General features: G+C 61.5%; 14 protein-coding genes. 2 read left to right on the plus strand and 12 right to left on the minus strand.

The annotated features are described in order from the left end of the window. Window positions 1–118: 118 nt before the first annotated feature. On the plus strand, window positions 119–2,974 hold the full coding sequence (locus ACVW1B_RS37330; protein WP_253605202.1) for a coiled-coil domain-containing protein: 2,856 nt from the start codon (window positions 119–121) through the stop codon (window positions 2,972–2,974). Between the two features lie 124 nt (window positions 2,975–3,098). Here ACVW1B_RS37330 and ACVW1B_RS37335 read toward each other — a convergent pair whose 3' ends face one another. The 8 genes from ACVW1B_RS37335 to ACVW1B_RS37370 all read right to left on the minus strand — a co-directional run bounded on the left by ACVW1B_RS37335 (window position 3,099) and on the right by ACVW1B_RS37370 (window position 15,829). Continuing rightward, the gene (locus ACVW1B_RS37335; RefSeq protein ID WP_253605201.1) at window positions 3,099–4,526 is read right to left on the minus strand and encodes an HlyD family type I secretion periplasmic adaptor subunit; all 1,428 of its coding nucleotides are present in this window, start codon (window positions 4,524–4,526) and stop codon (window positions 3,099–3,101) included. Further along, entirely contained in the window at window positions 4,513–7,161 is a 2,649-nt protein-coding gene (locus ACVW1B_RS37340; protein WP_244559016.1) for a type I secretion system permease/ATPase, read from the minus strand. Before ACVW1B_RS37340 ends, ACVW1B_RS37335 begins: the two co-directional genes overlap by 14 nt. Window positions 7,162–7,738: 577 nt before the next feature. Continuing rightward, complete coding sequence (locus tag ACVW1B_RS37345; protein ID WP_253605200.1) at window positions 7,739–9,181, minus strand: hypothetical protein; 1,443 nt, start codon at window positions 9,179–9,181, stop codon at window positions 7,739–7,741. A gap of 369 nt (window positions 9,182–9,550) precedes the next feature. Next, entirely contained in the window at window positions 9,551–10,759 is a 1,209-nt protein-coding gene (locus tag ACVW1B_RS37350; RefSeq protein ID WP_253605199.1) for a glycoside hydrolase family 5 protein, read from the minus strand. Window positions 10,760–10,823: 64 nt separating this feature from the next. Beyond that, window positions 10,824–12,173: an O-antigen ligase family protein gene (locus ACVW1B_RS37355; RefSeq protein ID WP_253605197.1), complete on the minus strand. Its 1,350-nt coding sequence runs from the start codon at window positions 12,171–12,173 to the stop codon at window positions 10,824–10,826. A gap of 93 nt (window positions 12,174–12,266) precedes the next feature. Further along, entirely contained in the window at window positions 12,267–13,448 is a 1,182-nt protein-coding gene (locus tag ACVW1B_RS37360; RefSeq protein ID WP_253605195.1) for a glycosyltransferase family 4 protein, read from the minus strand. A gap of 17 nt (window positions 13,449–13,465) precedes the next feature. Continuing rightward, entirely contained in the window at window positions 13,466–14,599 is a 1,134-nt protein-coding gene (locus ACVW1B_RS37365; protein ID WP_225162373.1) for a radical SAM protein, read from the minus strand. A gap of 9 nt (window positions 14,600–14,608) precedes the next feature. Continuing rightward, entirely contained in the window at window positions 14,609–15,829 is a 1,221-nt protein-coding gene (locus tag ACVW1B_RS37370; RefSeq protein ID WP_253605192.1) for a glycosyltransferase family 4 protein, read from the minus strand. A 335-nt stretch (window positions 15,830–16,164) separates the two neighbouring features. Here ACVW1B_RS37370 and ACVW1B_RS37375 point away from each other — a divergent pair, with 335 nt between their 5' ends. Next, window positions 16,165–17,178 (plus strand): polysaccharide deacetylase family protein, encoded by a 1,014-nt coding sequence (locus tag ACVW1B_RS37375; protein WP_229157725.1) that lies wholly within the window; start codon window positions 16,165–16,167, stop codon window positions 17,176–17,178. A 114-nt stretch (window positions 17,179–17,292) separates the two neighbouring features. Here ACVW1B_RS37375 and ACVW1B_RS37380 read toward each other — a convergent pair whose 3' ends face one another. From ACVW1B_RS37380 to ACVW1B_RS37395, 4 genes are all read right to left on the minus strand, one after another. Then, window positions 17,293–18,300 carry an FkbM family methyltransferase gene (locus tag ACVW1B_RS37380; protein ID WP_253605191.1) on the minus strand — a complete coding sequence of 336 codons (1,008 nt, stop codon included), beginning with the start codon at window positions 18,298–18,300 and terminating at the stop codon, window positions 17,293–17,295. Between the two features lie 17 nt (window positions 18,301–18,317). Next, a complete protein-coding gene (locus tag ACVW1B_RS37385) occupies window positions 18,318–19,742 on the minus strand; it encodes an oligosaccharide flippase family protein (protein ID WP_253605188.1) in 1,425 nt (474 codons plus the stop codon). Between the two features lie 390 nt (window positions 19,743–20,132). Further along, window positions 20,133–21,305, minus strand: coding sequence for a GumC family protein (locus ACVW1B_RS37390; RefSeq protein ID WP_253636010.1), 1,173 nt, complete (start codon window positions 21,303–21,305; stop codon window positions 20,133–20,135). A 121-nt stretch (window positions 21,306–21,426) separates the two neighbouring features. Beyond that, window positions 21,427–22,680 (minus strand): undecaprenyl-phosphate glucose phosphotransferase, encoded by a 1,254-nt coding sequence (locus ACVW1B_RS37395; RefSeq protein ID WP_456822831.1) that lies wholly within the window; start codon window positions 22,678–22,680, stop codon window positions 21,427–21,429. Window positions 22,681–22,965 lie beyond the last annotated feature (285 nt).

Genomic DNA, 22,965 nt, shown 5'->3' on the forward strand with positions numbered 1-22,965 from the left:
GGCCTAACCCGAAAGGGGTGGGTGGGGTCCTCCATGCGGGCTGTAGGCTTCGCGCTGCGGTACGGCGCATAATGCCGTACCTCAACAGATCGTGTCGCCACGCGACAGGTGATTGCGGATGGGCCCGGTGATCCTCAAGGACAAGGCAGTTGCCGGCTGCGACATCGCAGATTCGTCGCGCCGCCTGCTGCCCAAGGCGGGACGGTCCGCGCTGTCGTGGACGACTGCTGCCATGCTCGCAATGGTGTGCGCGCCGGAAACACGGGCTTCCCCAGATCCGGCCCGCCCTTCGACGCAACCGCAGCATTCGGCGGCTGCCGGTAGTCCCGGTTTCATCGAAGCGGCAAGGAACGGCGCTCCCGAAGCCTTGCCGCCGGGTCGAGGCGGCAATGACAGACCGGTGCAGGTCGCCCAAGCGAGCGTCGGCGACACGGGGCAGGCCTCGAAACGGGAATACAACTGGGCGGAGTCGCTCTCCTGCGAACTGACGAATGCAAGACGTGACATCGAGTTGCTGCAACGTCTCGAGCAGGAGCGCTATCGGGCCGAGTCGCTGGAGCAGAGTCTCGCGGCGGCGCGCCGCGATATCGAGGCCCAGGCCGCGTTGGCGGGCAAGGCGGTCCAAGAGAAGCAGGCCGCGCAGGACGGAGCGGAGCTGCTGAACTCCCTACAAGAGACGCGTGAGCGGGCGGAGCGCCTGGAGCGGGACCTGGCGGCAGCGCGGCGTGATGTCGAAACCCAGACTGTGCTGGCGACAAAAACAGGTGAGGAAGCGTCTCGGCTGAAAGCAGCGGCGGAAGGCGGTGGGGCGGATCTGCAGCGGGAGCGCGAGCGGTCCGCGCGGCTCGAGCAGGATCTCGAGGCATTGCGCCGCAACGTCGAGACTCAGACGGCGCTGGCGGCAAAGGCAGGCGAGGAGGTTTCCCGGCTGAAGGGGATGCGTGAAAGCGGCGCTACGCAGCTGCAGTCGGCCCTGCTACGGGAGCGCGAGCGGAGCGCGCAGCTGGAGCAGGATTTGGCGGCAGCGCGGCGCGATGTCGAGACCCAGATGGCGTTGGCGACAACGACGAAGGAAGAAGCCCTGCGGCAGAAGCAGGCAGCGGACGTCGGAGCTGCCGAGCTCAGGCAATTGCGCGAACGAGCCGAGGCGCTGGCACAAGACCTCTCGCTGTCACGGAGCTCGATCTACGCATACGAAGCCCAAGTCCGCAAATCCGGAGACGAAGCGACGGAGCTCAGGCAGGCGGTTGCAAGCTGCACGGCTTCGGTCAGCAAATTCACGCCCGACGAAGGTGAGCGGTTCGCGCGGCTGGAGCGGGATCTTGCAGCTGCCCGCAGCAATGTCGAGACCCAGGCCGCGCTGGCGACCAAAGCAGGCGAGGAGGTTTCCCGACTGAAACAGCAAAGCGAAAGCGGAGCGGCCGAGTCGCAGGGCTCCCTGCAAAAGGAGCGAGAGCGGTCCGCAAGGCTGGAGCAGGATCTTGCGGTCGCGCGGCGTGATGTCGAGGCCCAGACCGCGCTGGCGGCAAAGGCGGCCGATGAAGCCCTGCGGCAGAAGCGGACGGTGGAGGCCGGGGCCGCCGAGCTGCGGGAATCGCGCGCGAGGGCCGACGCGCTGGCACAGGAGGTTTCCCAGACGCGAAGCACGATCTACGCCTTCGAGGCGCAGGCCCGCAAAGCCGGTGAAGAAGCGGCGGAGCTCAGGCAGGCGGCTGAGAACGGCGCAGCTCACAAAGCCACACCGGACGAGCGTGAGCGACTGGTGCGGCTGGAGCAGGATCTTGCGGCTGCCCGCAGCGATGTCGAGACGCAGACCGCGCTGGCGGCGAAAGCAAGCGAGGAGACCGCCCGACTGAAGCGGGAAAGGGAAAGCGGTGCGGCTGAGTTGCAGAGCTCACTGCAAGCGGCGCGGGCTGACCGGCTGGAGCTGGATCTTGCAGCAGCGCGGCGCGATGTCGCGACCAAGACGGCGCTGGCGACGAAAGCAGACGAGGAAGTGTCCCGGCTGAAGGCGGTGGAGAAGAGCGGTGCGGCTGAGCTGCAAAAGGAGCATGAGCGGTCCACCAGGCTGGAGCAGGATCTTGCGGCAGCGCGACGTGATATCGAGAGCAAGGCCGTGCTGGTGAGCGAAGCGGGCAAGGAAACGTCCCGGCTGAAGGCGGCGGAGAAGAGCGGTGCGGCCGAGCTGCAAAAGGAGCGTGAGCGGTTCGCCCGGCTGGAGCAGGATCTTGCGGCGGCGCGACGTGATGTCGAGAGCAAGGTCGTGCTGGTGACCGAAGCGGGCAAGGAAACGTCCCGGCTGCAAGCTGTGGGAAAGAGCGCTGCGGCGGACCTGCAAAAGGAGCGTGAGCGGTCCGCGCGGCTGGAGCAAGATCTGGCGGCAGCGCATCGCGACAGCGAGACCCAGACGGCGCGGGCGGCAAAGGCAAGCGAGGAAACCTTGCTGCAGAAGCAGGCGGCGGAAGCCAGCGCTGCCGAATTGAGGCAATTGCGCGCCAGGATCGACGTGCAGCCACAGCACCTCCCTTTGTCGCGGAGCGCAATCCATGCGTATGAGGCCGAGGATCGCAAGGCGCACGGCGCGGCGTTGACGACCGGTGCGACGGCGCGGGACAAGTCCATCGAAGTCGCCACCAATCCAACCGCCGAACAGACGCGAGCGGCGCCTGCTCGCGCGGTTGCCCAGCTTGCTGCCGAGCAGGCGGCGGAAGCGGGAGGGTTGGTTGCGCGGGCGAGCTCCTTGCTGCGTCAGGGTGACATAGGCGCGGCGCGGCTTGTGCTCGAGCGCGCCGTGGAAATGGGCAGCGCCCAGGCGAGCTTCGCGCTGGCAGAAACCTACGATCCCCTGATTCTTGCGAAGTGGGGGACTTACGGCACGCGCGGTGACGAGCGCAGGGCGCAAGACCTCTACGCCAAGGCCAACGCCGCGGGAGTCCAGGAGGCGAAATCGCGTCTGGAAGCGCTGCGCCGATAGCGCATGTGCCAATCCACCGGCAATTTCACCGCCATCGTCCTAACGACGGGCACCACCGCGATGACCTTCGCTCTCACGCGAGTGGCGCCCCGCCCGACCGCAATGTCCGGCGACGGGCTTCGCTTTACCGTTCGCGCAGGGCCTCCTGCCGGTACCGTGCCAGCGGCGAAAGCAGATAGCTGATGATCCTGCGTGTGCCGGTCTTGATTTCGACCGTCACCGCCATGCCCGGCCCGAGCTTGACGAGCTTGTCCTCGATTTGCATGTGCGTCCGGTCGAGCGAAACGCGCGCGGCATATTCGAGCTCCTGACCTTTAGGCTCGCTGCTGCTCTGCGCCGCGCCCAATGTCCGGTCATTGGGGTTGCCCTGTTGCTTGTCGCGCGTGATGGCATCCGTCGACACGCTGAGCACATCGCCATGAAGCAGCCCGTACCGGGTGAAGTTGAACGTATCGACCTTGATCTCCGCCTTCTGGCCGGGATGCACGAAGCCGATGTCGCGGTTCGACAGCATGGCCTCGATCTCGAGCTGGCTCTCGCTCGGGACCACGACGGCCAGCGCCTGAGCGGGCGTCACCACGCCGCCCACCGTATGAACGGCAAGCTGCTGCACGACGCCGTCGACCGGTGCGGTCAAGCGCTGGAGCTTCGTTCGCCGATCCGCCTTGACCACCTCCTGGGCTGCGCTCGCAGCCTTCTGCTCGGCCTTCGCAAGGGCATCATAGGTCGCGCGGCGATACTCCGCGGCAGTCTTGTCCTTGGTCTCCTTCAGCAGCGCGATCGCCGCATCGGCTTCGCGCAGCCGGCTCTGCTGCAGGACGAGATCCTGCTGCATGGCGACCAGCTCCTGGTACTCCGAGAGATAGACGACCTTCGACGCCAATGCCTTTTCGACGAGACCCTTGCGGATGTCGACGCGCTCCTTCAGCACCGGGATCGTCGCATCCAGCTTGGCGACGCTCGCCGATGTGGTCGCCCGTTCCGCTTCCTTCTGCCCCTGCTGGCGCTCGATTTCAGAAAGCTTTGCGCTCTGCTCGGCACGCTGGCTGATCAGGAACTGGCGATGCATCTCGATTTCGGCTGCACTTGCGTTTTGCGGCGGCTGGAAGGCCGCGAGCGGGTCCGCGGCCAGCGCGGCGCGCAGCCGCGCGACGTCCAGTTCGGCTGCAAGCAGATCGCTCTTCTGGCGCTCCTGGTCGGCTTCCGTCATTGTCGGGTCCAGCTCGATCAGGACGTCGCCGGCCTTGACGCTCTGGCCGTCGCGGACGCGGATGGCGCGGACCACGCCGGTCTCGAACGGCTGGATCAGCTTGGTGCGCCCGCCCGGCACGATCTTGCCGGTCGCGCTGGCGACGATATCGACGCTGCCGAGCGTCGCCCACACCAGCGCGATGCAGAACACGGCGATGATGCAGGCCCCGATCGCGCGCCCGATCGGCGATGGCGGCGATTCGGCGATCTCGAGCGCCGCCGGCAGAAAGGCGATTTCGTGCTCGCGGCGGCGAGGTTCGCGTCTCGGGAACGCGACGACATTGCGGCTAGCGGACGTCATGGATACCGGCCTGCAGATAATGGAGGTTGGCGTAACGGCCGTTGGTGCGGATCAGCTCGTCATGGCTGCCGTCCTCGACGATGCGGCCATGCTCGAGGGTGATGATCCGGCTTGCATTGCGCACGGTCGAGAGCCGGTGAGCGATGACGAACACGGTCCGTCCGGCGGAAATCCGCCTCATGTTCTGTTGGATCGCGCGTTCGCTTTCGTAGTCCAGCGCGCTGGTCGCCTCGTCCAGGATCAGGATGCGTGGATCGGTGATGAGTGCACGTGCGATTGCGATTCGCTGGCGCTGCCCGCCGGACAGGCTGCTGCCGCGCTCGCCCACAACGGTGTCGTAACCCTCCGGCAGTTCGAGGATGAAGTCGTGAGCGCCGGCTAGCTCTGCCGCTTCGATGACGCGCTCCATCGGCATCGCCGGATCGGCCAGCGCGATGTTGTCGCGAACCGTGCAGTTGAACAGTACGTTCTCCTGCAACACGACGCCGATCTGGCGCCGCAGCCAGCTCAGATCGACCATCGCGAGGTCGACGCCGTCGACCAGCACGCGCCCGCTTTCCGGGACATAGAGACGCTGGATCAGCTTGGTGATGGTGCTCTTGCCCGAACCCGACGAACCCACGATGCCGATGACTTGGCCTGGCTCGACGCTGAAGGACACGTCGTGCAGCACCTCGGGGCCGTCGATGCGGTAGCGGAAAGTCGCGTGCTCGAATGTGACCTGACCGCGGATCGGTGGCAGCGCCGCGCGGGCCGGCGTGAAGCTCGGCTCGGGAATGGTGTTGAGGATGTCGCCGAGACGATCGATCGACAGGCGGGCCTGATGGAAGTCCTGCCAGATCTGCGCGAGTCGCAGAACCGGCGCGCTGACACGCGCGGCCAGCATGTTGAACGCGACGAGCTCACCGACAGTCAGGTCCCCGCTGACCACCAGGCGGGCGCCGAAGTAAAGGGTCGCGGCGATGACCAGCTTGTTGATCATCTGGACCGCCTGGCTCGCCGTGTTGTTCAGGCTGAGCACGCGGAAGCTTGCGGACACATAGCCGGCGAGCTGCTCCTCCCAGCGGCGCTGCATCTGCGGCTCGACCGCCATGGCCTTCAGCGTCTCGATACCGGTGACGCTCTCGACCAGGAAGGCCTGGTTCTCGGAGCCGCGATTGAATTTCTCGTCGAGGCGCCGACGGAACAGCGGCGCGGCTCCCGCGGAGATGCCGATGTAGAGCGGGAAGGACGCCAGCACGATCCACGTCAACGTCGTCGAGTAATAGAACATCACCGCAAGGAAGACGACGGTGAACAGCAGATCGATCACCAGCGTGAGCGCCGAGCTGGTCAGGAACTGGCGGATGTTCTCGAGCTCGCGGACGCGCGCCACCGAATCGCCGACGCGGCGGGTCTGGAAATAGGCGATCGGCAGCGCCAGCAGGTGACGGAACAGCCTGGCGCCGAGCTCGACGTCGATACGGTTTGTCGTATGCGCGAACTGATAGACGCGCAGCGTCTCGAGGACGGCCTCGAACACGGTCAGTACGACAAGCCCGACGACCAGCACGTCGAGCGTGCTCATGCTTCGATGCACGAGCACCTTGTCGATCACCACCTGGAAGAACAGCGGCGAGACAACGGCGAAGATCTGAAGGAAGAACGACGCCGCCAGCACCTCGCCGAGCAGGCGACGATACTTTTGCATGGCGCCGACGAACCAGGAGATATCGAAGCGCCGCGCGAGATCGGTCAGGCTGGCGCGCCGGGCCATCAGGATGATGCCGCCGTCCCAGATCGCCTCGAGTTGCGCCTGGGTGATTGCTTCGGGGCGCGGAGACAGCGGGCGCTGAACGAGAAGCTTGTCGTCGATAACCTTGCCGAGGATCAGGAAGCTGCCGTCGCGCAGCACCGCAATTCCCGGCAGCGGGGTGACGGCAAGCCTGTTCCAGCTCGTCCTCTGCACCTTTGCCTTGAGTCCGAAATCCTTGGCGCAGCGCAGGATTTCAGTAACGCCGAGGCGCGCTGCGCCGATCCGGTGGCGAATTTGGCCGGGGTCGGCAGCGATGCCATGGCAACGCAGCAAGATCGCCAGCGCAATGAGCCCGGATTCATCGTCATGTTCGGATTCGACGCCGGCGGCCGGGGATTCGGTGTTTGTGTTCGCCGGATGGATTGCGGCCTCGTCGCGAGGCCCGCGCATCAGGATGCCAGGTCTCATCGCCAAGAAGCTCTTCGTGAGGCCGTCACGGGCACGCATCAGGCCCTCGCCGGCGCGGTGCATCAGGCCGGCGCCAAGGTCAAACGAGCGCGTGCGGATGCCGGCAAATGCATGACGTGCGCGCTGCGCGAGGCTCTGTGATCCAGCACAGATCAAACCGCCATCCCAGATCGCTTCGAATTCCGCGCGTGTCATCCGGCTCGGATGCGGCGAGGTCGGGTGCAGCACAAGCGCCACCTGGTCGTCGATCTTGCCCAGCAGCAGAAATCCGCCGTCACGCAGCGAGGCGATTCCGGGCAGCTGGATACCCGCAAGGCGGGTCCAATCCATTGTCCGCGAGCGGACCTTGACCCCGAATTCGCGCGCGCAGCGAAGCATCGCGCGGACGCCGATCTCGTCGCTCCCGCAACGATCGCGGAGCTGGTCCGGCACAGTATTCACGCCATGGAGGCGCAGGAACAGAGCTAGCGCGCGAAGCCCTAGATCTGCGGCGGGGGCATTTCCGTTCTGGATCGCCATTCTTACTCAACCCTTCGCGGCTACCCGGCCGCGTTAGTGTTCCTTCTCATGCATTTCCAAAGACTGGGAATTCCAATGCCGCGCATCGACAGAGCATGCGACATACCGCTTGCTCGCAGCCAAAAAGGCGCAAGCAACATCAAAGCACTAGGGCCTCGAACCGCGAGGGGATTTCAAAGCAGTGGGATTTTAGACCTGCCCCCCGACTGCTGAACCGGTTCGTTAATGCGCAAAAATGGCGAAAAAAGTTTCAAATCTTGATTTTTGCACCGTTATGTTGCGCGCAAATTTGCCGCATACCCGAAGCTGTTGCGCCAGCACGCATTTTGATCGCTTGGAAACAGATGCGAGCGATGAAGCCAACCGAGACCAGGACCCGCGCGTGGCAGTCCCTTCGCCGTTACCGTCCGCGATCGACCGCCCGTTTCCGACTCCCAACACGTTGATGGTACTGCACCCGGGCGCAGAGCCCCCGGGTGCAGTAGCCGGATCAACCTTGAGGTTTGCTCAAGAACGAGTTGTGCGTCCAGCCGGTCCCATTCGACATCGCCGCCACGATCTGACCAGCGTCGACCCGACCGGTGCTACCGGCCAGATACTGGTTCAGCAGCGCAAAGCCCTGGCTTGCCTGGGACGCTCGCGCGCCTTGATCGGCCCAACCGGTCGTCTGCGATGCTGTGTTCGCCAGGGTGCTGGTGTCGCCCATCTGCTGCTGCAACTGCGCAAAGCCGTGGTTTGCCCAGCTCCCTGCGTTTCCGCCAGTCCAGCTGGACGGCCGGGGATCCGTCACGCGGATCGTCTGCGGGTCCGACGACATCACAGCGCCGGTGGTCGGATCCATAGCGCTCGCGGTCAGCGTGAGGTTCGCGACCGGATGAGCATTGCCCTTGTAGTACGATGTCAGCGTCAGTCCGCTGTCGACCTGCGCGGACGTCAGGGTGATGTTGTTGCCCCTGAGCGTCGTGCCGTCGCCGGTCGTGATCGTCTCGTATCGCGGCAATCCCATGATACTGAGGGTGAGGTTATCGTTGGGGTCGGTCGTTGTAACGGTCGTCCCCAGGTCGACCTGACCGCCTCTGCCGGCCACCCAGAGCGACTTGTCCGCGACGTCGAGCACCGGTGCGGTCACGCTTGGAGTCGTGGGGGTTGTCGGCGTCGTGGGGTCGGTCGGCGTCGTCGGCTGCGCCGGTATCGTGGGATCGGTCGGCGTCGTCGGCGTCGTCGGTGTCGTGGGCGTCGTCGGCGAAGAGGTGCCCTTCAGCGGAGGCGGAAGATCGGCCTGCAACTGCGCAGTAGTCATCGAGGTGAAGTAAAGGGTCTTGTAGTTCGTCGTCAGTGCGACCCAATCGCTCATCCCGGCACCGGGATTGTTGGAGAAACCGTCGACATATGCGGCCGTCGAGTTCGACCACCAATCAGCTCCCAGATCGGCAACGAGATGCTCGTTCGGATCAGTGGTCCTCATATCGGCCTGGACATAGACGCCATCGACCGTTCCGGCAGAATAGGTGCCGCGCGAGCCCGGCCAGAAATGGTCGTTGTATCCGCTGAGGGGCGCAGCGCCCATCGCACTGCCGTCCGCCTGCCTTGTCACGCTCCAGGCAGAGTTCGTGTTTCCGGAAAAGTCAGCGAGAAACTGAGATCCGGCGATCGGGTCCGTCGCCTGATCTTGCACGAGAGACCAGCCGCCAGTTTTCAGATGCACCCACGTCTGGAAGTTCGCGATCTGGACGTTGGCCGGATTAGAATCGTTGCTTGCCCCGGATTGGGGATAGACCTGTCCCCACCCTGTGACGGCGGTGAAATTGGAGGGCGGGGTGCTACCTGTATGGCCGGTGCTCCCGCCGTACCAGGAATAGCTTGTGGGAACGCCAAGCGGAAACCCTTCGCTGTTGCCAGGCGTGTTTTGATAGGTGACATCGGTCAGCGCCACTTTTGTTCTCCATTGCAGACCAGATTTAAGGACGTGAAATTCCGCTGCCGCGCATCAGGGATGTGCGACATATTGCATGCTCGCAACTTCAGTAGTCGCGAACAGATTCCAAAGAATTGCAGCCTCGAACCGCGAGGAGATTTCAAGCAGTGGGTTTCTTGGAAGTTGGCCCCCCCGACTGCTGAGCCGGTTGGTTAATAATCAAAAATGGCAAAAAAACTTTCAAAGTGTGATTTATACACACGTATACCTGACCGGCATTTACTCCACACGGACGATTTTCCGCTGACATTTGCCGCGGTGGTCGGTTTCACGCCATATTTGATTTCTGCAAGGTCGCGTCGGCTTCGCTTGGCTCAGCCTACGGTCTCATGGCTTGCGCAGACCGAGCGCTGCCAAGAGCTCTGGGATAAATGCACCGTTGTCGCTGGTGATGCGAAACGACTCATCAAGGTCGTGAACGCACCAGCCAAATCCGTTGTCCTCGACGGCCTGACGCACCGACTGCAACCACGTCGCCCGATCCGATAACGCGGCACCGGTGCGACCGGCGAAGTCGCCAAAACATCCGAACTCACCGCACATGATGCGCTTGCGATCGACCTTGTTCTGGTCGGACCAAGCGGCGACCTCGCCCACTCTGCGACGGACGAACTCGATATCCTGAGGGACATTGAAATATTGATCGGCGCCGCTCATCAGCTGCTGGACAAGGTACTCCTTTCGCAACACGGAGGTTTGCTCATCCGATTTCAACAGACCTATCGCTCGCTCGATCGCCCGAGCGCGGTCGCCGGGTTGCGGAGGAAACTGGAGGCGATGCAAATATTTGCTATAGGATAGATTGACGCCCTGAAGAGTGAATATGAACGGCTCGTAGTAGTGAAAAACGAATATCGTATTTGCGTCGAAGGCCTTTACGTCGATCGAGAGCAGACCATCGATGCTCGCGTAATTCATTCCTGAAAGTAGCAGCGTGTGTTTCGGAGCGGCTGATCGTACTGCGTCGTAAAGATGTTTGAGCTGTTCCGCCCAAGCCGTCTTGGAGCTGAAATCCGACGGCGGCGGCGGTTCATTGAACAGCTCCAACGCGACCGACTGGGGGTCATATCTCGTCTGCAATGCCGCTGCGATGCTCGTCTCTACTTCGACAAGACGCAGGAAATGCGGGCCTGCGATTCCATCGGTCAACGTCTGAATGTTCCAGTCCTCGTGCTCCGTACTGACGTGAACGTCGAATAGCACCTTCATGCCGGCCTGAAGGACGGCGTCGACCGATCGAAGGACAGTTTCGATGCCCGAGGTCAAATCGGCCTTGGTCTCGACAGCGAGCAGCGGCGCTGGATCGACACAGATGCGCAGGAAGTCGACTCCGCTGGCAGCGATTCTTTCGAGCCGCTGTTTCGGCATCCAGCTGTCCCAGCCCCTGCGGATGTTCCAGGGCTCACCTTTCTGCCAATGCGCGAAAGGCTGCTGGATGTTTATGCCGCGCAGGCGGTCGTGCGACGACGTGAACGCGACGTCCGACTGGCGATCAAGGGACGGCGCGGCGGTTGGCTGTCCGAACGATCGCGTCACGCCGTACGCAGCCGCGCAGGCGGCGGCCCGAAGTGCGTGACGCCGGCTCAATCCAGGTCGAGATCTAGGTGGAACGCCGTTCTTCCGCGACTGCAAGGTTACGTTCTCCAAATGCTGCGCCGGCCGGCGAACCGGCAGTCATCAAAAGCTGGCGGAAGGACCATCCGGGGTTTCGCGCGGTGACCGCTTCCGGCTGAGACAGGACGATGAAAACGGTGACGATCAAATGCGAGAACGCCACTGTTTCCCGGTTAAAGCTTTGATCGAGCAATGCAACCAGCGTCACGCCGACAAAGATGGCAACCCAGAAGTGCAGAATTCCGGCTTCCGCTGATTTCTTTCCGAATGTGTTGATGATCCGTCGCCGGTCGGACATTGCAGCCAGCGGAAGGCTGAACCAAAACGCGGCAAAGGAGATCAGGCCTACCATGCCCGTATCGAAGAATATCTCCACGAACTGATTGTGTGCCTGCAGAAGGAACGGACTGTAGATCGGGGTTTGACCGGGGCCATATCCGATCCATGCTCGTTCCAACCCAAGCGTGGACAGATAGTACCAGTGGTGAATGCGCCAATGGACCGAGGTCACTGCGGTTTGCCAGTCCCACACCACATATTCGCCGTTCATGATGTAGTCCGGAACGGTTTTCAGGTCCGAAAACAGCTCTCCAAATGGAGACAGCCATAGGAGGATCGCGAATGCTGCCGCGAACGCGGGAAGGAGGCCGGGCCTCTGGATGAAGAGGTATACGCTGAGGGCCACCCCGAGCAGCGCGACGCCGGTCCTTGAAGCAGAAAGGACCAGGGCAACAACAAACAGCAAGTACACCGCGAGGTGAACGTGCTGAATGGGAAGCCGCATTTTCCGGCGCGACAGCTCGCAAACGAAAAAGGTCAGCACGATCTCCAGGCTGTAGGGTACGGGGTGCGAGGAAAGACCCGCCACCCGTTCAAACTTGTCGTATTGCGTGACGAGCTCTGCATGACCGGTCAGGTATTGACCGAGCCCCACCGCGGAAATGACGAACAACAGCCACATATAAACACGATGGAGGCGCGGGCAAAAATCCGGATGACGATAAAAGGCAGCAAGTAGTGTGACGAACATGATCAGGTGCACGTACCTGAACATCTCGTACAAGGCGGCATACTGGTTGACGATCTTGCCGGCTCCGAAGCCATTGGTGACAAAAGACAGGATGCAAGCGGCAACAAAGACGGACATGGCTATCAAGAGCACGAACAGTCTTTTATGTATCCTGACATGTCGCGCATGCCAGGCGGCCACAACACCGATCCCGATGACGGTGAGCGACAGGATCATGGAAAAGCTCGTCCCGGACAGACGGTCGAGGCCGTTGGAGATCGATCGAAAGAACGTATAGATGAGGAAATACAGCAAAAGCATATTCATCTTGAACGTCGCTTTGGTTCGATCGGTTTGAGGCGATACCTCAACTGCGGGACGGAAATCGCGCGTTGGCCGATGCGCCGCGTGCGCAGCTCGCTAGGCGGTGCTGGGCGGCGCCGTCCGGGACCGCGCATGAGGACCGCCTCGACGAGGTTCAATCGCCCTGCGATAGCATCCGAGAGTGCGCTCTGCGATCGAGCGCCAGTCTTCCCGTTCGGCCAACCAGTTGCGTGTCTTCTCGCGCAACTCCAACGGCCACGGACTGTGTGCAAACGATGCCAGGCGATCCGCGAGCCCTGATACATCTCCCACATGAAAATAGTGCGCGTCATTCAATCCGATCTCCAGGTGAGCGGGAATGTCACTGGCCACCACGGGCAAACCGAAGCTCAGAGCTTCCAGCAGCGCGATCGGCAAGCCTTCGTGCGAGGATGGCAGAACGAAAATGCCCGCGTGGGCGTATAGCTCCCGCAGTGCGAGGCCGCACTGGAAGCCCGCCATGATGACCCCAGCGGTCGCCCCAGCGCGTGCCGCAAGCATCTCGGTATAGGCGTCTGGATGCTCGGAGGCGCCGACGAACACGAGCTTCCATCCGGTGAGCCTGGCATCGGCAAAGGCCTGAATCAGGTCGGTGTGCCGCTTCTCCCGCACCAGCCGGCCCACCATCAACACATATCGTCCCGGCGTAAGCCCAAGCTTGTCCAGCACCGAAGTGCTTTTCGGCACGTCGGGCAAGGTGACGCCGTTTGGAATGAGGTCCGAATTCAGGCCGTACTTTTCCCGCACCAGCTTTCGGATGGTCTGGGAGATGACGATGCGGCCGTCGGAAAATCGCATGCCCCAGGCCTCGCCGGCGCGCAGGGCCATCCTGGCCAATCGGCCCCACTTCTCCCGTTCGTAATCCGGGCCGTGGTGCGTCACCACAACATGCAGTCCCAGCAATCGCGCGAGTGGCGCCATCAAGGCTGGCCCGATGGCCTGGATGTGCAACACGTCCGGCCGCTGCCATGCAGCGACAAGCACTCCGAGGAACGAATGGACGATTGTCTCAAGACCCGAGGTCTTCGGACACCATACCCGCTGGTAGCGTACACCGTGCCACTCGTCGCCGCGATCAGGTGGCATATAGGAGGAGCGAACGATCACCTCGACATCGCAGCCCAGTTCCTTGAGATGGGGGCACAGGTGCTCCGCGTGAACTTCCACTCCTCCCTGCACATTGGGAAATCCACGCAAGCCAAGCATGATCACCCGCAGTACCAGATGATCCGCACTCACTGCACCCTCCTGTCGAATTAGTTATTGATAAATTCCTTGAGTGGATATCGGGCGTCGGCCGTGTCTCTCCCGCGCACCAACCGTGCCTTTTGCTTTTCGTTGAGGAATGACGTTCGCTGGACGCGCGGAGTAGGCGCGACGTTGGAATAATCAATGTATTGATCGAAACAGATCGGCCGGCCGAGCTCGACCTTCAGCTTGTTCTTCAGCACCCAGATGAGCGGTCCCATCTTCGGTGCCTGCGGAATCAGCGTTGAGCGCATTGCCGTGCGCGCGGTCGTCACCATCCAGCAGTTCTGTTGGCAAGCGTGGACCTTGGCGACGGAGTTCTTGGCCGTGTCGCTGGCCATGATCTCGCTCCAGGACTGGCGCGCCAAATTGCCCAGCGGCAGGTCCGACCGCACATTGCAGGCCCACACATCGGACCATGGGTCGATGAATGCGAAATCCGTCCCCGCGCTGCAGCGGATCAACCGCGGGTGGCCGAGGATCTTTTCGATCAAGCCCAGATTCAGGTAGGCGCGAAACCAGTTCTTCGGCTTGTTGCTCTTGAGCATCGCAGTGATAAGCCCTTCGACTTGCCGGGCCACCGCGACGCGTTCATAGAAATAATTGTCGTTCTTGTAGAACTGCCACGCGTTGTGCAGCGTCGAGGTCGCAAGTTCGAACCCCATCGAACGCGCCAGTTCATAGGTCCGAACGAGCTGAGCCACATTCTCGTCCTGGATGACGAAGGCGAATCCCAGGTCTTGCCCGCCTGCCTCCTGCAGCATGCGAAGTCCGGCGACCTTCGTGGCGTAGCCGTCCTTCTCGCCGCGGATGCAGTCGCTGGTGGTCGCGTCACCCTCGAGGCTGAAACGAACCTTGATCTTCGGGTGCTTCTTGACGATGGGCAGGAGACGCTCGGGATGCAGGCCGTTCGAGCTGATCTCTATGATCCGGGCCTTTGGGTGGAGCAGGTCCACCATCTCGGCCAGATCCTTCCGCAGGGTCGGCTCTCCGCCGGAGATATTGAGATTGTCGAACCCCGCAGGAAGTTTCGCGAGGGTCTCGAGCGTGACCTCTTCCTTTGGATCGGTCGGATTCTTCCAGATGTAACACATCTGGCATCTCGAGTTGCAACGAAACGTGGAGATTACGGTGAGGTCCATTTGCAATCCTCAATGCGATGAATGCCGCTCGCTCACCAGTGATCGGTAGACGGCCATCAGCTCGGTGTTATGCTTCTCGAGGGAGAAGTCCGCTTCGACGCGACTTCTTCCTGCTGCCCCCATGCCTGCACGGCGTGCGGCGTCGTTCATCAGGCAGTCGAGGTGCTGACGAAGCTCGTCCGTATTGCCGGGCTCAAACAAAAGCCCCGTCACTTGATCGTCCACAAGCTCCGGAATGCCGCCGACGCGGGTCGCTATGACCGCCTTGCCATAGGCCATCGCCTCCAGCACCGACATCGGACAGTTCTCGCACCACTCCGAAGGCACAACCACCACGGAAGCCTCGGCGATCGTCTCGTTTAAAGTCTCGCCGGATAGCTGGCCCGCGAAACGCACATTCCGGGTGAATTGCGTCTTCAAACTATCCGCCAGCGGGCCGGAGCCTGCGATGACGAGAGGCCACCGGCAGTCCGCTGCTTCGTGGGCGCGCAACAGCGTCTCCGCACCTTTTCCCGGCGCGAGCCGGCCGCAATAAAGCACGTATCCCTTGTCCCGATCGCTCGCCGAAATGCCGCTGACATCCACGCCGTTGTAGAGCACCTGTACCCGGTCCGCGGCGAACCGAGGCAACACCGACTCCCGCATGAACCGGCTCGGCGCGAGGAAGCGATCCACCTTCTCGTAGCTGCCAAACCAGCGCTGAATGACCGCTTCCATGTAAAGCGTGGCGCTCTGTGCGATCGAGCCGTCAGCGCAACGGTGCATCAGCACGTGATGGAAATCGCCTGAGAGACACGATGAACACAATTGGTCCTCTCGCATGCGGGTGTGCACCGGACACACCGGCTTCGAATCGTGCAGTGTGAGCACGACCGGAATCCCGCGCGACTTGGCGACGCCGACAATCGACGGGGTCAGCTGATGATAGATGTTGTGGCAGTGCATCAGGTCCGGTCGGGTCTCCTCGATCAGAGATGCGAGTTTGCTCACGGCTTCGCGCGAGTGAATCAATGAGAGCGCGCTCTTGATTTTGGCGAGATGGCCGCCGGTCCGGTATTCCTGGCGAGACACGAAGTGATTTGCGTAGCGGGACTCGATGTTCCGCTCGTGCTGCATCGCAAAGTCAATGACGTCTGCCCCGCTGCTCGTCAGGAACATTCTTTCCTGAAGCAGCACTGCCTCTGCGCCACCGTTGTTGAACAGAAACTTATTGGCGAGCAGTACTTTCATTGAGGCCCTCGACACGCGCATCACGAAGGCCGGCATCACCAGTGGCCGGTGCACTCTGTGTCTGACGAAAAGCTACCGTGAAAGCAGTTCGATGCAGGCGGCGCATTCAGAGTGGAGGCGATGAAATCTGGGGTACCCAGTAGTGAGTACCAGCGCCGTGGTTGCCAGAGCGCCGCGGTTTGTCGATAAATGGAGGGGTGTTTCCCATCGGAAACACTGCTGTGTTCACGAGGGCTATTTGAGATGAGCATGGGCAGATCGCGCACGCAATCACATGAGCACCGAAGACGCTTGGTCGGCTTGCGCGCAATCAACCTGTCCGGTGGTGATTTCGCGTGAAGCGACTACTCAGCCGAACGATATTCCATGCGGCAAGTTGGGCGGGACTTGCGCCTGCTTTGCGCATGGCATTTGCCGGCAGGGCCACTATCCTGATGTTCCACGAGATTCAGCCGGATTGGCGCTCGGAGCTGAAGACCGGTGCATCGCCTGATTTCTTTGAATACACCCTGAAGTGGCTACGCCAGCAAGGATGGGAGATTGTCAGTCTCGATGCATGTCTCGAGCGGCTGGCGGTGGATCCTGAACCCCGCCGCTATGCGGTGCTTACCTTCGACGACGGCTACAAGGACAACGTCACGACGGCATTGCCGATCCTTGAGCGAAATAACGCGCCCTTCACCGTATATGTTCCAACGGGTGCGGTGAAGCGGACGCTGCAACCGTGGTGGCTGGGCTTGCGCGACCTATTTCGCTCGAGAGACAGTCTTGCGATCGACGCAATGAACATGCGATTCAGCTGTCGCGATTTTGACGAGAAAGCATCGGCCCTGGAGAAGGTGAGCAACTGGGTCCATGAAGATTACCAACGAGTCGAGATGCTCGCCCCTACGTTCAGCAAGGCCGATCTGTCGCTGGAGGCCTTGAACGACGCCTATTTCATCAACGAGCGGGAGCTTCAGCTCCTGGCACGACACCCCCTGGCTACGATTGGCGGGCATACGGAATCGCATCCAGCGCTCGCGTACCTGAATGCAGCTTCAGCGCGCGCCGAAATGGCGGGTAATCGCACCTATCTGGAGAGACTGCTTCAGCGCCCGGTTCGGCACGTCGCTTTTCCCTACGGCAACTCCAGGGCATGCGGTGATCGAGAACAACATCTCGCGGTGGAGGTCGGTTTTTCGACCGCAGTCACAACCCGGCATGGACAGATATCTGATCGGAAGCTGAATCCTTTTGGACTCCCCCGCATCGCGGTCGGAGGTCCTTCCGACGGGAGAATTCCGTTCGAGGGGCGAATGAATGGCGTCCAGTCGGCGGTCCAGATGCTGTTCGGCCGCGGCGACTGATATCGTGCATTCCGATCGCGTCGAAGAGTCGAGGGCACGCGAATTCTGGCTCGGGCACGCGAAGTAGGTTGAGCCGCCGGCGATCTCGTGCGCCAGGATCGGCGCCCGACACGATCAGGCCTGACTGGCGATACCTGATATCCAGCGGTGGAAGCCGGATCCGGGTGGGCAGGTCGCGAAATTGTAGCCGATTTTGGGGTTCACCTTCAGGCGATCCAGTGTGCCGAGGTCACTGACCTTCGTGATTGATCCGTCTGCAGCAAGAGCAAACACCGGAAGTCCAAGTGCCTCGAACACATACCTCGTGGTCGCGTGGCTGCGATCCTGGCCATGATCTTCGTAGATGATCAGCGTGTCGCGCTTCAGAGCCTGCCGAGCGCCCTTCAGGGCCGCAACCTCCTGGCCCTCGACGTCGAGCTTGATGACGAGCCGATCGCTGTCGGTCAGCTGCTGGTCCATTGCCAACGCATCGATCGTTATCGACATGACGGGTTCGGTGTGTGACGGACGGCTGCTCTGCGACGTTACGATGTGCCGGGCCGAATGAGGTCCGTCGTCGGAGAAGAACAGGCTGCGCCCGTCGTACTCGAACAATGCCCTTCGGCAGATCTCGAAGCGCTGATCATTCGCGTCACGGTTCTGCTCGAGAATTGCAAGCGTCTCCCGTGAAGCCTCGACGGCAATCGCGCGCTTGCGACCCAGCATTTCCGACGTGACGAGAACGGACCAGTATCCGATGTTTGCACCGCAATCGAAGAACGTATAGTCGGTATCCTTCAGCCGCAGCAGAAGCGTCGCTATGTCCGGCTCGTAGGTCATGCCGGGCTGGCCGATGAAGAACGCATTCCAATAGACGTCGTTCAGCTCGAAGTACAAGCGGCTACCGTCGGCGAAATGGACGCAAGACAGCTGGGAATGCAGAAGCGGCTTGACCGCCCGCATGGCAAGTCCCATACCGCGCCCGGTACTCCGCGCAACAACGGTGTGCAGAAGCCTCACCAGCCCCATGGAAAGCCGGCTTCCTGACACCTCGTAATCGAATGTAGACCGGCCCATCAGGTACCGCCTCCCGCGCGTAAATCCAATTGCAGCAGTCGCGTCCTCGGATGACAGCGAACGCATTCAACTATCTCCCCAATTCATGTACGTGTGTCCCGACTGCCGCGAGCAGGCTGCAGGTCAAGAATGGTGCCGCTGGCTTCTGGCCGTATTGCCTCGCTACGCGGTTCGGATACTCCTCGGCTCGTTGCGCGCCTAACCAACGCGCGGAGCGCCGTGGTGGCGGTGATATCGATCCCTTCCGCCGAATAAATGTAGGCCGCAGTCCACACCCTGGTTGCGATGCCCGCGCAGGAGCCAGCAACCGCTGCTCCTATCGTCCCGAAGGCCCAAGTCGCGCCGACCATGGCCAGGATCCCCGACACCCAAGTGATCACCACGATGTGCATCGCGGCGCGCTGATGGCCTGTCATATTCAGGGCGATGGGGCCGATCCCGAAATATGTCGACACCAGCATGCCGGTTGCCAGGACCATCAGGACGCCGTAGGCGCGGGTGAAAGTCGCTCCGAACGCCATCAGCGCGAGGTCGCCGCCAAGCGCCAACGTCGCAACGCAGCCGAGGACAGCGACAAACGCAGCCAATGACGCTCCCGACGTGACGCGCGTGATTTCCGCATGACGATTCTCATCGAACAGACGTGCGATGAGGGGCGCCGCGGGAATACAAAAGGTCGCCAGGAAGAAATCGAGAAGGAGCGCGATCCGGCTGGCAGCGTAGTAATATCCTCCGGCTTCCGGGCCGACCATGACCGAGATGACGACGAGGTCGACCGTGCCGCCCATGATGCTCGTGACGCTGGTTACCCAGAACGGTCCCGAAGTGGAAACGATGTCGCGGAGCCGGTCATTCGATCGCCCCACCGCCATGGTGAATACCTTACACCCCTCCGCGAGATGCCGCAGGTAGATGTTCTGGGCGGCGATCAACACGATCAGGATTCCAGTCGCAATCAGCAGAACGTCTTCAGCCGGCAGCGGATGGCCAGACGTCGCGAAGAGAACGGCGCCCAACAATATGATGAGAAATCTCCACAGCACATCCTTCGACACGAGTGCGAGATTGACCGAGCCGAGCGCGCGCCCCAGCGAGCTCTGCATTTCGATCAAGGACAACGGCAATATCAGGAGCACGCTCGTGGCATATTGCCAGCCTCCGAATATTCCGTCGCGGCCGTGAGCGGCGACGAACGGAAGGAGGGCGAGTACGGCCACGGCAACGCTGCCCAGACATGCCACGCGAACCCGCTTCGCGACAATCGAGCCGATCTCCGGGTAGTCTTTCCGGGCGGCGATGCTTGGTATTTCCCGCAACACGCGAAATTGCTGACCGATGAGGCCGACCGTGGAGGCTACGAGCGCGAACGTCATCAACGACATGAGCGCACCGTATTCCTCTATGTTCATCATCCGCGCAAAACTTACGCCGAAGAGGAGGGAGACGACGGCGCCCGAGCATCGGTATGCCAAAGCCAGCCATGACTGCCGGAAGACATTGCTGAACATGGTCGCCGGTCCGCCGGACGGTCGAGTAAAGCTCGTCATTGCTCAAGCCAACGTTGGTGGACGCCACGCGGCGCCCAGTAATTGTGATCGAGCTCTTGCCCGGAATTCCCGGTTCGGCGCACCTCGTGGGCGGAGGAGCGGACTGCGCGGAGGCTGAGCGTTCAAATGTTACACATTGTCAAATCGGCACATTGTCGCAGGGTCGAATATAACCCCACGGCTGGGGAGAGCGTCCGGCCCTTCTGGATTACCCACTCCGGTGGCCGTAACGAGAAACATGCTGCCTTCGTCGCGATGAAGGCGGTTCGCCGACGAGCATTGTTCGACGGGTGATGTACGGGGCGTTTCAATCGAGCTTGCGGTATCGCGATCGGGAGCCAATTCATGCGACTATAAGTCAGGATTGGCCTCCTTGTAGGTGTGTTGTTTCTCGACCTTGAACGAACCATCGAAATGGGGCTTCACGCCGTTCGCCTTGAGTCCCTGGACGACTGCAGTTCCTCCGGATGCGGTGGCTGCAGACCTGCGCGCGTGCGCGCGTTCCCGGTCCGACCTGTCACGCAGCAATCCTATTCCTATCCCCAGAAGCATGCCGCCGAGGATCGCTGATCCAAGTATCAAACGGGCGTTCGGCGAACTGGCCGTGTAGGGATGAGACACCCCGGTGAGCAGACGAGCCTCGAACACCGGCGCGGATTGCTGCTGCATGGCGTCCATGTAACGCAACATCCGGAGGAAATTGTCGTACGTTCTGGTGGCGGCGTCAGCCGTGGCTTCCAGTTCGCGGAGTTCGTCTTGCGCCGTTCCGGTCGACTGCGACGAGGGTGGACCTGCCTCGGCGGTGTTCGCAGGAGCCGCGATGCCATTCCTGGCCCTGTTGTAATCCGCTACGGCCTTTTTGGCAGTCGACGCCTGGTTGCTCAATTCGTTGACACGTTCCTTGACCCATTTCTCGTTTTGCAGGCCCCATTTGTATTTCGCGTCCATTTGCGTCGTGATGTAGGTCTCTACGACGGTGTCCAGGACCTGCGCGGCCCGATCGGGGTCGGCGGAGCTGAAGGCGAGATCGACTATGTAGGTGAGACCGGCGCGCTTCACCGAGAGCTTGCGCGCGAATGCTTCCATCGCATCACGCGTGACGACGTCCGTGTCCTGCCTGCTCCAGCCGAGCAACCGGGATGTCGACCGACTGAGGTGGTGCAGGGCGCCGCCGGAGAATTCCCGGTCTCCCGCCAAACCGAGCTTCGCGATCGCTGCGCGAGCGACGCTCTCCGACTTCAAGATTGCGACCTGACTTTCGACGGCTGTCGTTGCCGAGGCCGTGTCGTTGGAAGAAGTCGTCTTGGCGTCGACGATGAGTTGCGCGGTTGCCGTAAACGTCGGAACTGCGACAACGAGATAGAGCAAGCCGGCGCCAAACATCACGAAACACGTCAGCAGTATGACCGAGAGGCGGCGGCGCAAGAAGGCGAGACCCTCCGCCACGAATTCGGCCGGCGAACCAAATTCAGGCGGCATCGTGTCCTGAGGTGCCGAATTGTCAGTTCTGTGAGTTTGCAGCATTGTCTCGAACCTGCAGTTACTGGTGGCCTACCGAAGCCTCCGCCGATCAAACGGGAACGGGATCGACTGCAATGCCCTTGCGATCTTGCTGTACGGACTGCATGCAGCAATCGTCATCGCGCTAGAAGGCATTCCAATAGACCTTTCTGGAGAAGAGGGTCATGACGATGATCTTGAGATCGAGAAGGAATGACCAATTGTCGATGTAATAGAGGTCATGCTCGACACGACGTTGCATCTTCTCCAGGGTGTCGGTTTCGCCACGATAGCCGTTGACCTGTGCCCAGCCGGTAATGCCGGGCTTGACGTTGTGGCGGCGGGAGAATGACGAAATCATCCGGGCGAAGCTCTCGTTCTGCGAGGTCGCGTGCGGACGAGGCCCGACGAGTGACATATCGCCGACCAGCACGTTGAAGAGCTGTGGAAGCTCATCGATATTGGTGTGGCGCATGAAGCGTCCCAACCGGGTCACACGTGGATCGTGTCTGGTCACCTGCTTGAAATTGTCGCCGTCCTCCGTCACGGTCATCGATCTGAATTTCAACACGCGAATAGTCTCGTTGTTGTAGCCGTGCCGCGTCTGACGAAATAGCACCGGCCCGGGCGAATCGAGCTTGATTGCGATTGGAATGATGACGAAGAGGGGACTGATGATGACAAGTCCGGCAATTGCGGCCGCGATGTCGAAGGCTCGTTTGATCGCCCGGTGGAACGGCGTCAGGGGAGACTGGAAGATGCGCATCGTCACCATGTTGCCGAATTGCGTGATGCGCGACACGGCCATGAGGTCGATTGCACCGACCGGGACGACGTGAACGTCGACCGGGAGCTCTGACAGGGCGCCGGCGAGCGCGAGGGCCGCCCGAACATCCGACTCCGAAGTCAGAATGACAATGTCATCCGCTCGCAGGGGCCGGCACTCTGCGATCAGTTCGCGGACATGGGATAGCACTTCGACCGCCCCGAAATGCTCCGATGCCGAAGAGCCCTTGCGAAAGGTCGGCAACTCGAACGAGCGAATGGTCCGGATTCCGGTGGCGCTTACTCGTGCGGAAAAATCCAGGCAGTGGCTCGGTTCACCTATGAGGATGACGCGCCTGGCGTCGATCAGTCCGGATGCGATGGCAGGTTGCAGCAACGAGAAGCATACTGCCCGCGCGAAGAGCACCATGACGATAACGCTTGCCGCCTGGGCCATCACGGTCGCGCGCGAGTAGCCGTCCGAGATCTTGAGAAGAAATATCGTTGAGATGAAGAAGGAGAATACGAAGAGAGACGGCGCTGACGCCGCTCCATAGGAAGATGTGCCGGGGCTGCGTCTGGATCCGCGAATACTGCCGGAGCCCAACGGATACGAGCAGTTGCAACGTGGCAATCAGAAGAGATTCAAGGATGTATTTGGGAGTGTCCGGATAGTCGAGGGCAAGGACCAGCCGATAATAGAGGACGGCAGCGGCAAAAGCCCCAACGGCTACGAGGAGGAACTCGGCGCCTGCCGCCAGCACCAGCAAGGCGGCCAATCTGTTCTTGCCAAGGTCAGCCGCAATTGCCTTGCGGCCAGTGACCGAATGCGCCGAACGCTCGGTAGGGGCCGGCGAATTGGTGAAAAACGCATAACTCACCGGTTACTCCCAAGCAGTCCGTCACGCAGTCCGTCCCC

It is taken from the genome of Bradyrhizobium sp. USDA 4502 (genome assembly GCF_054063355.1).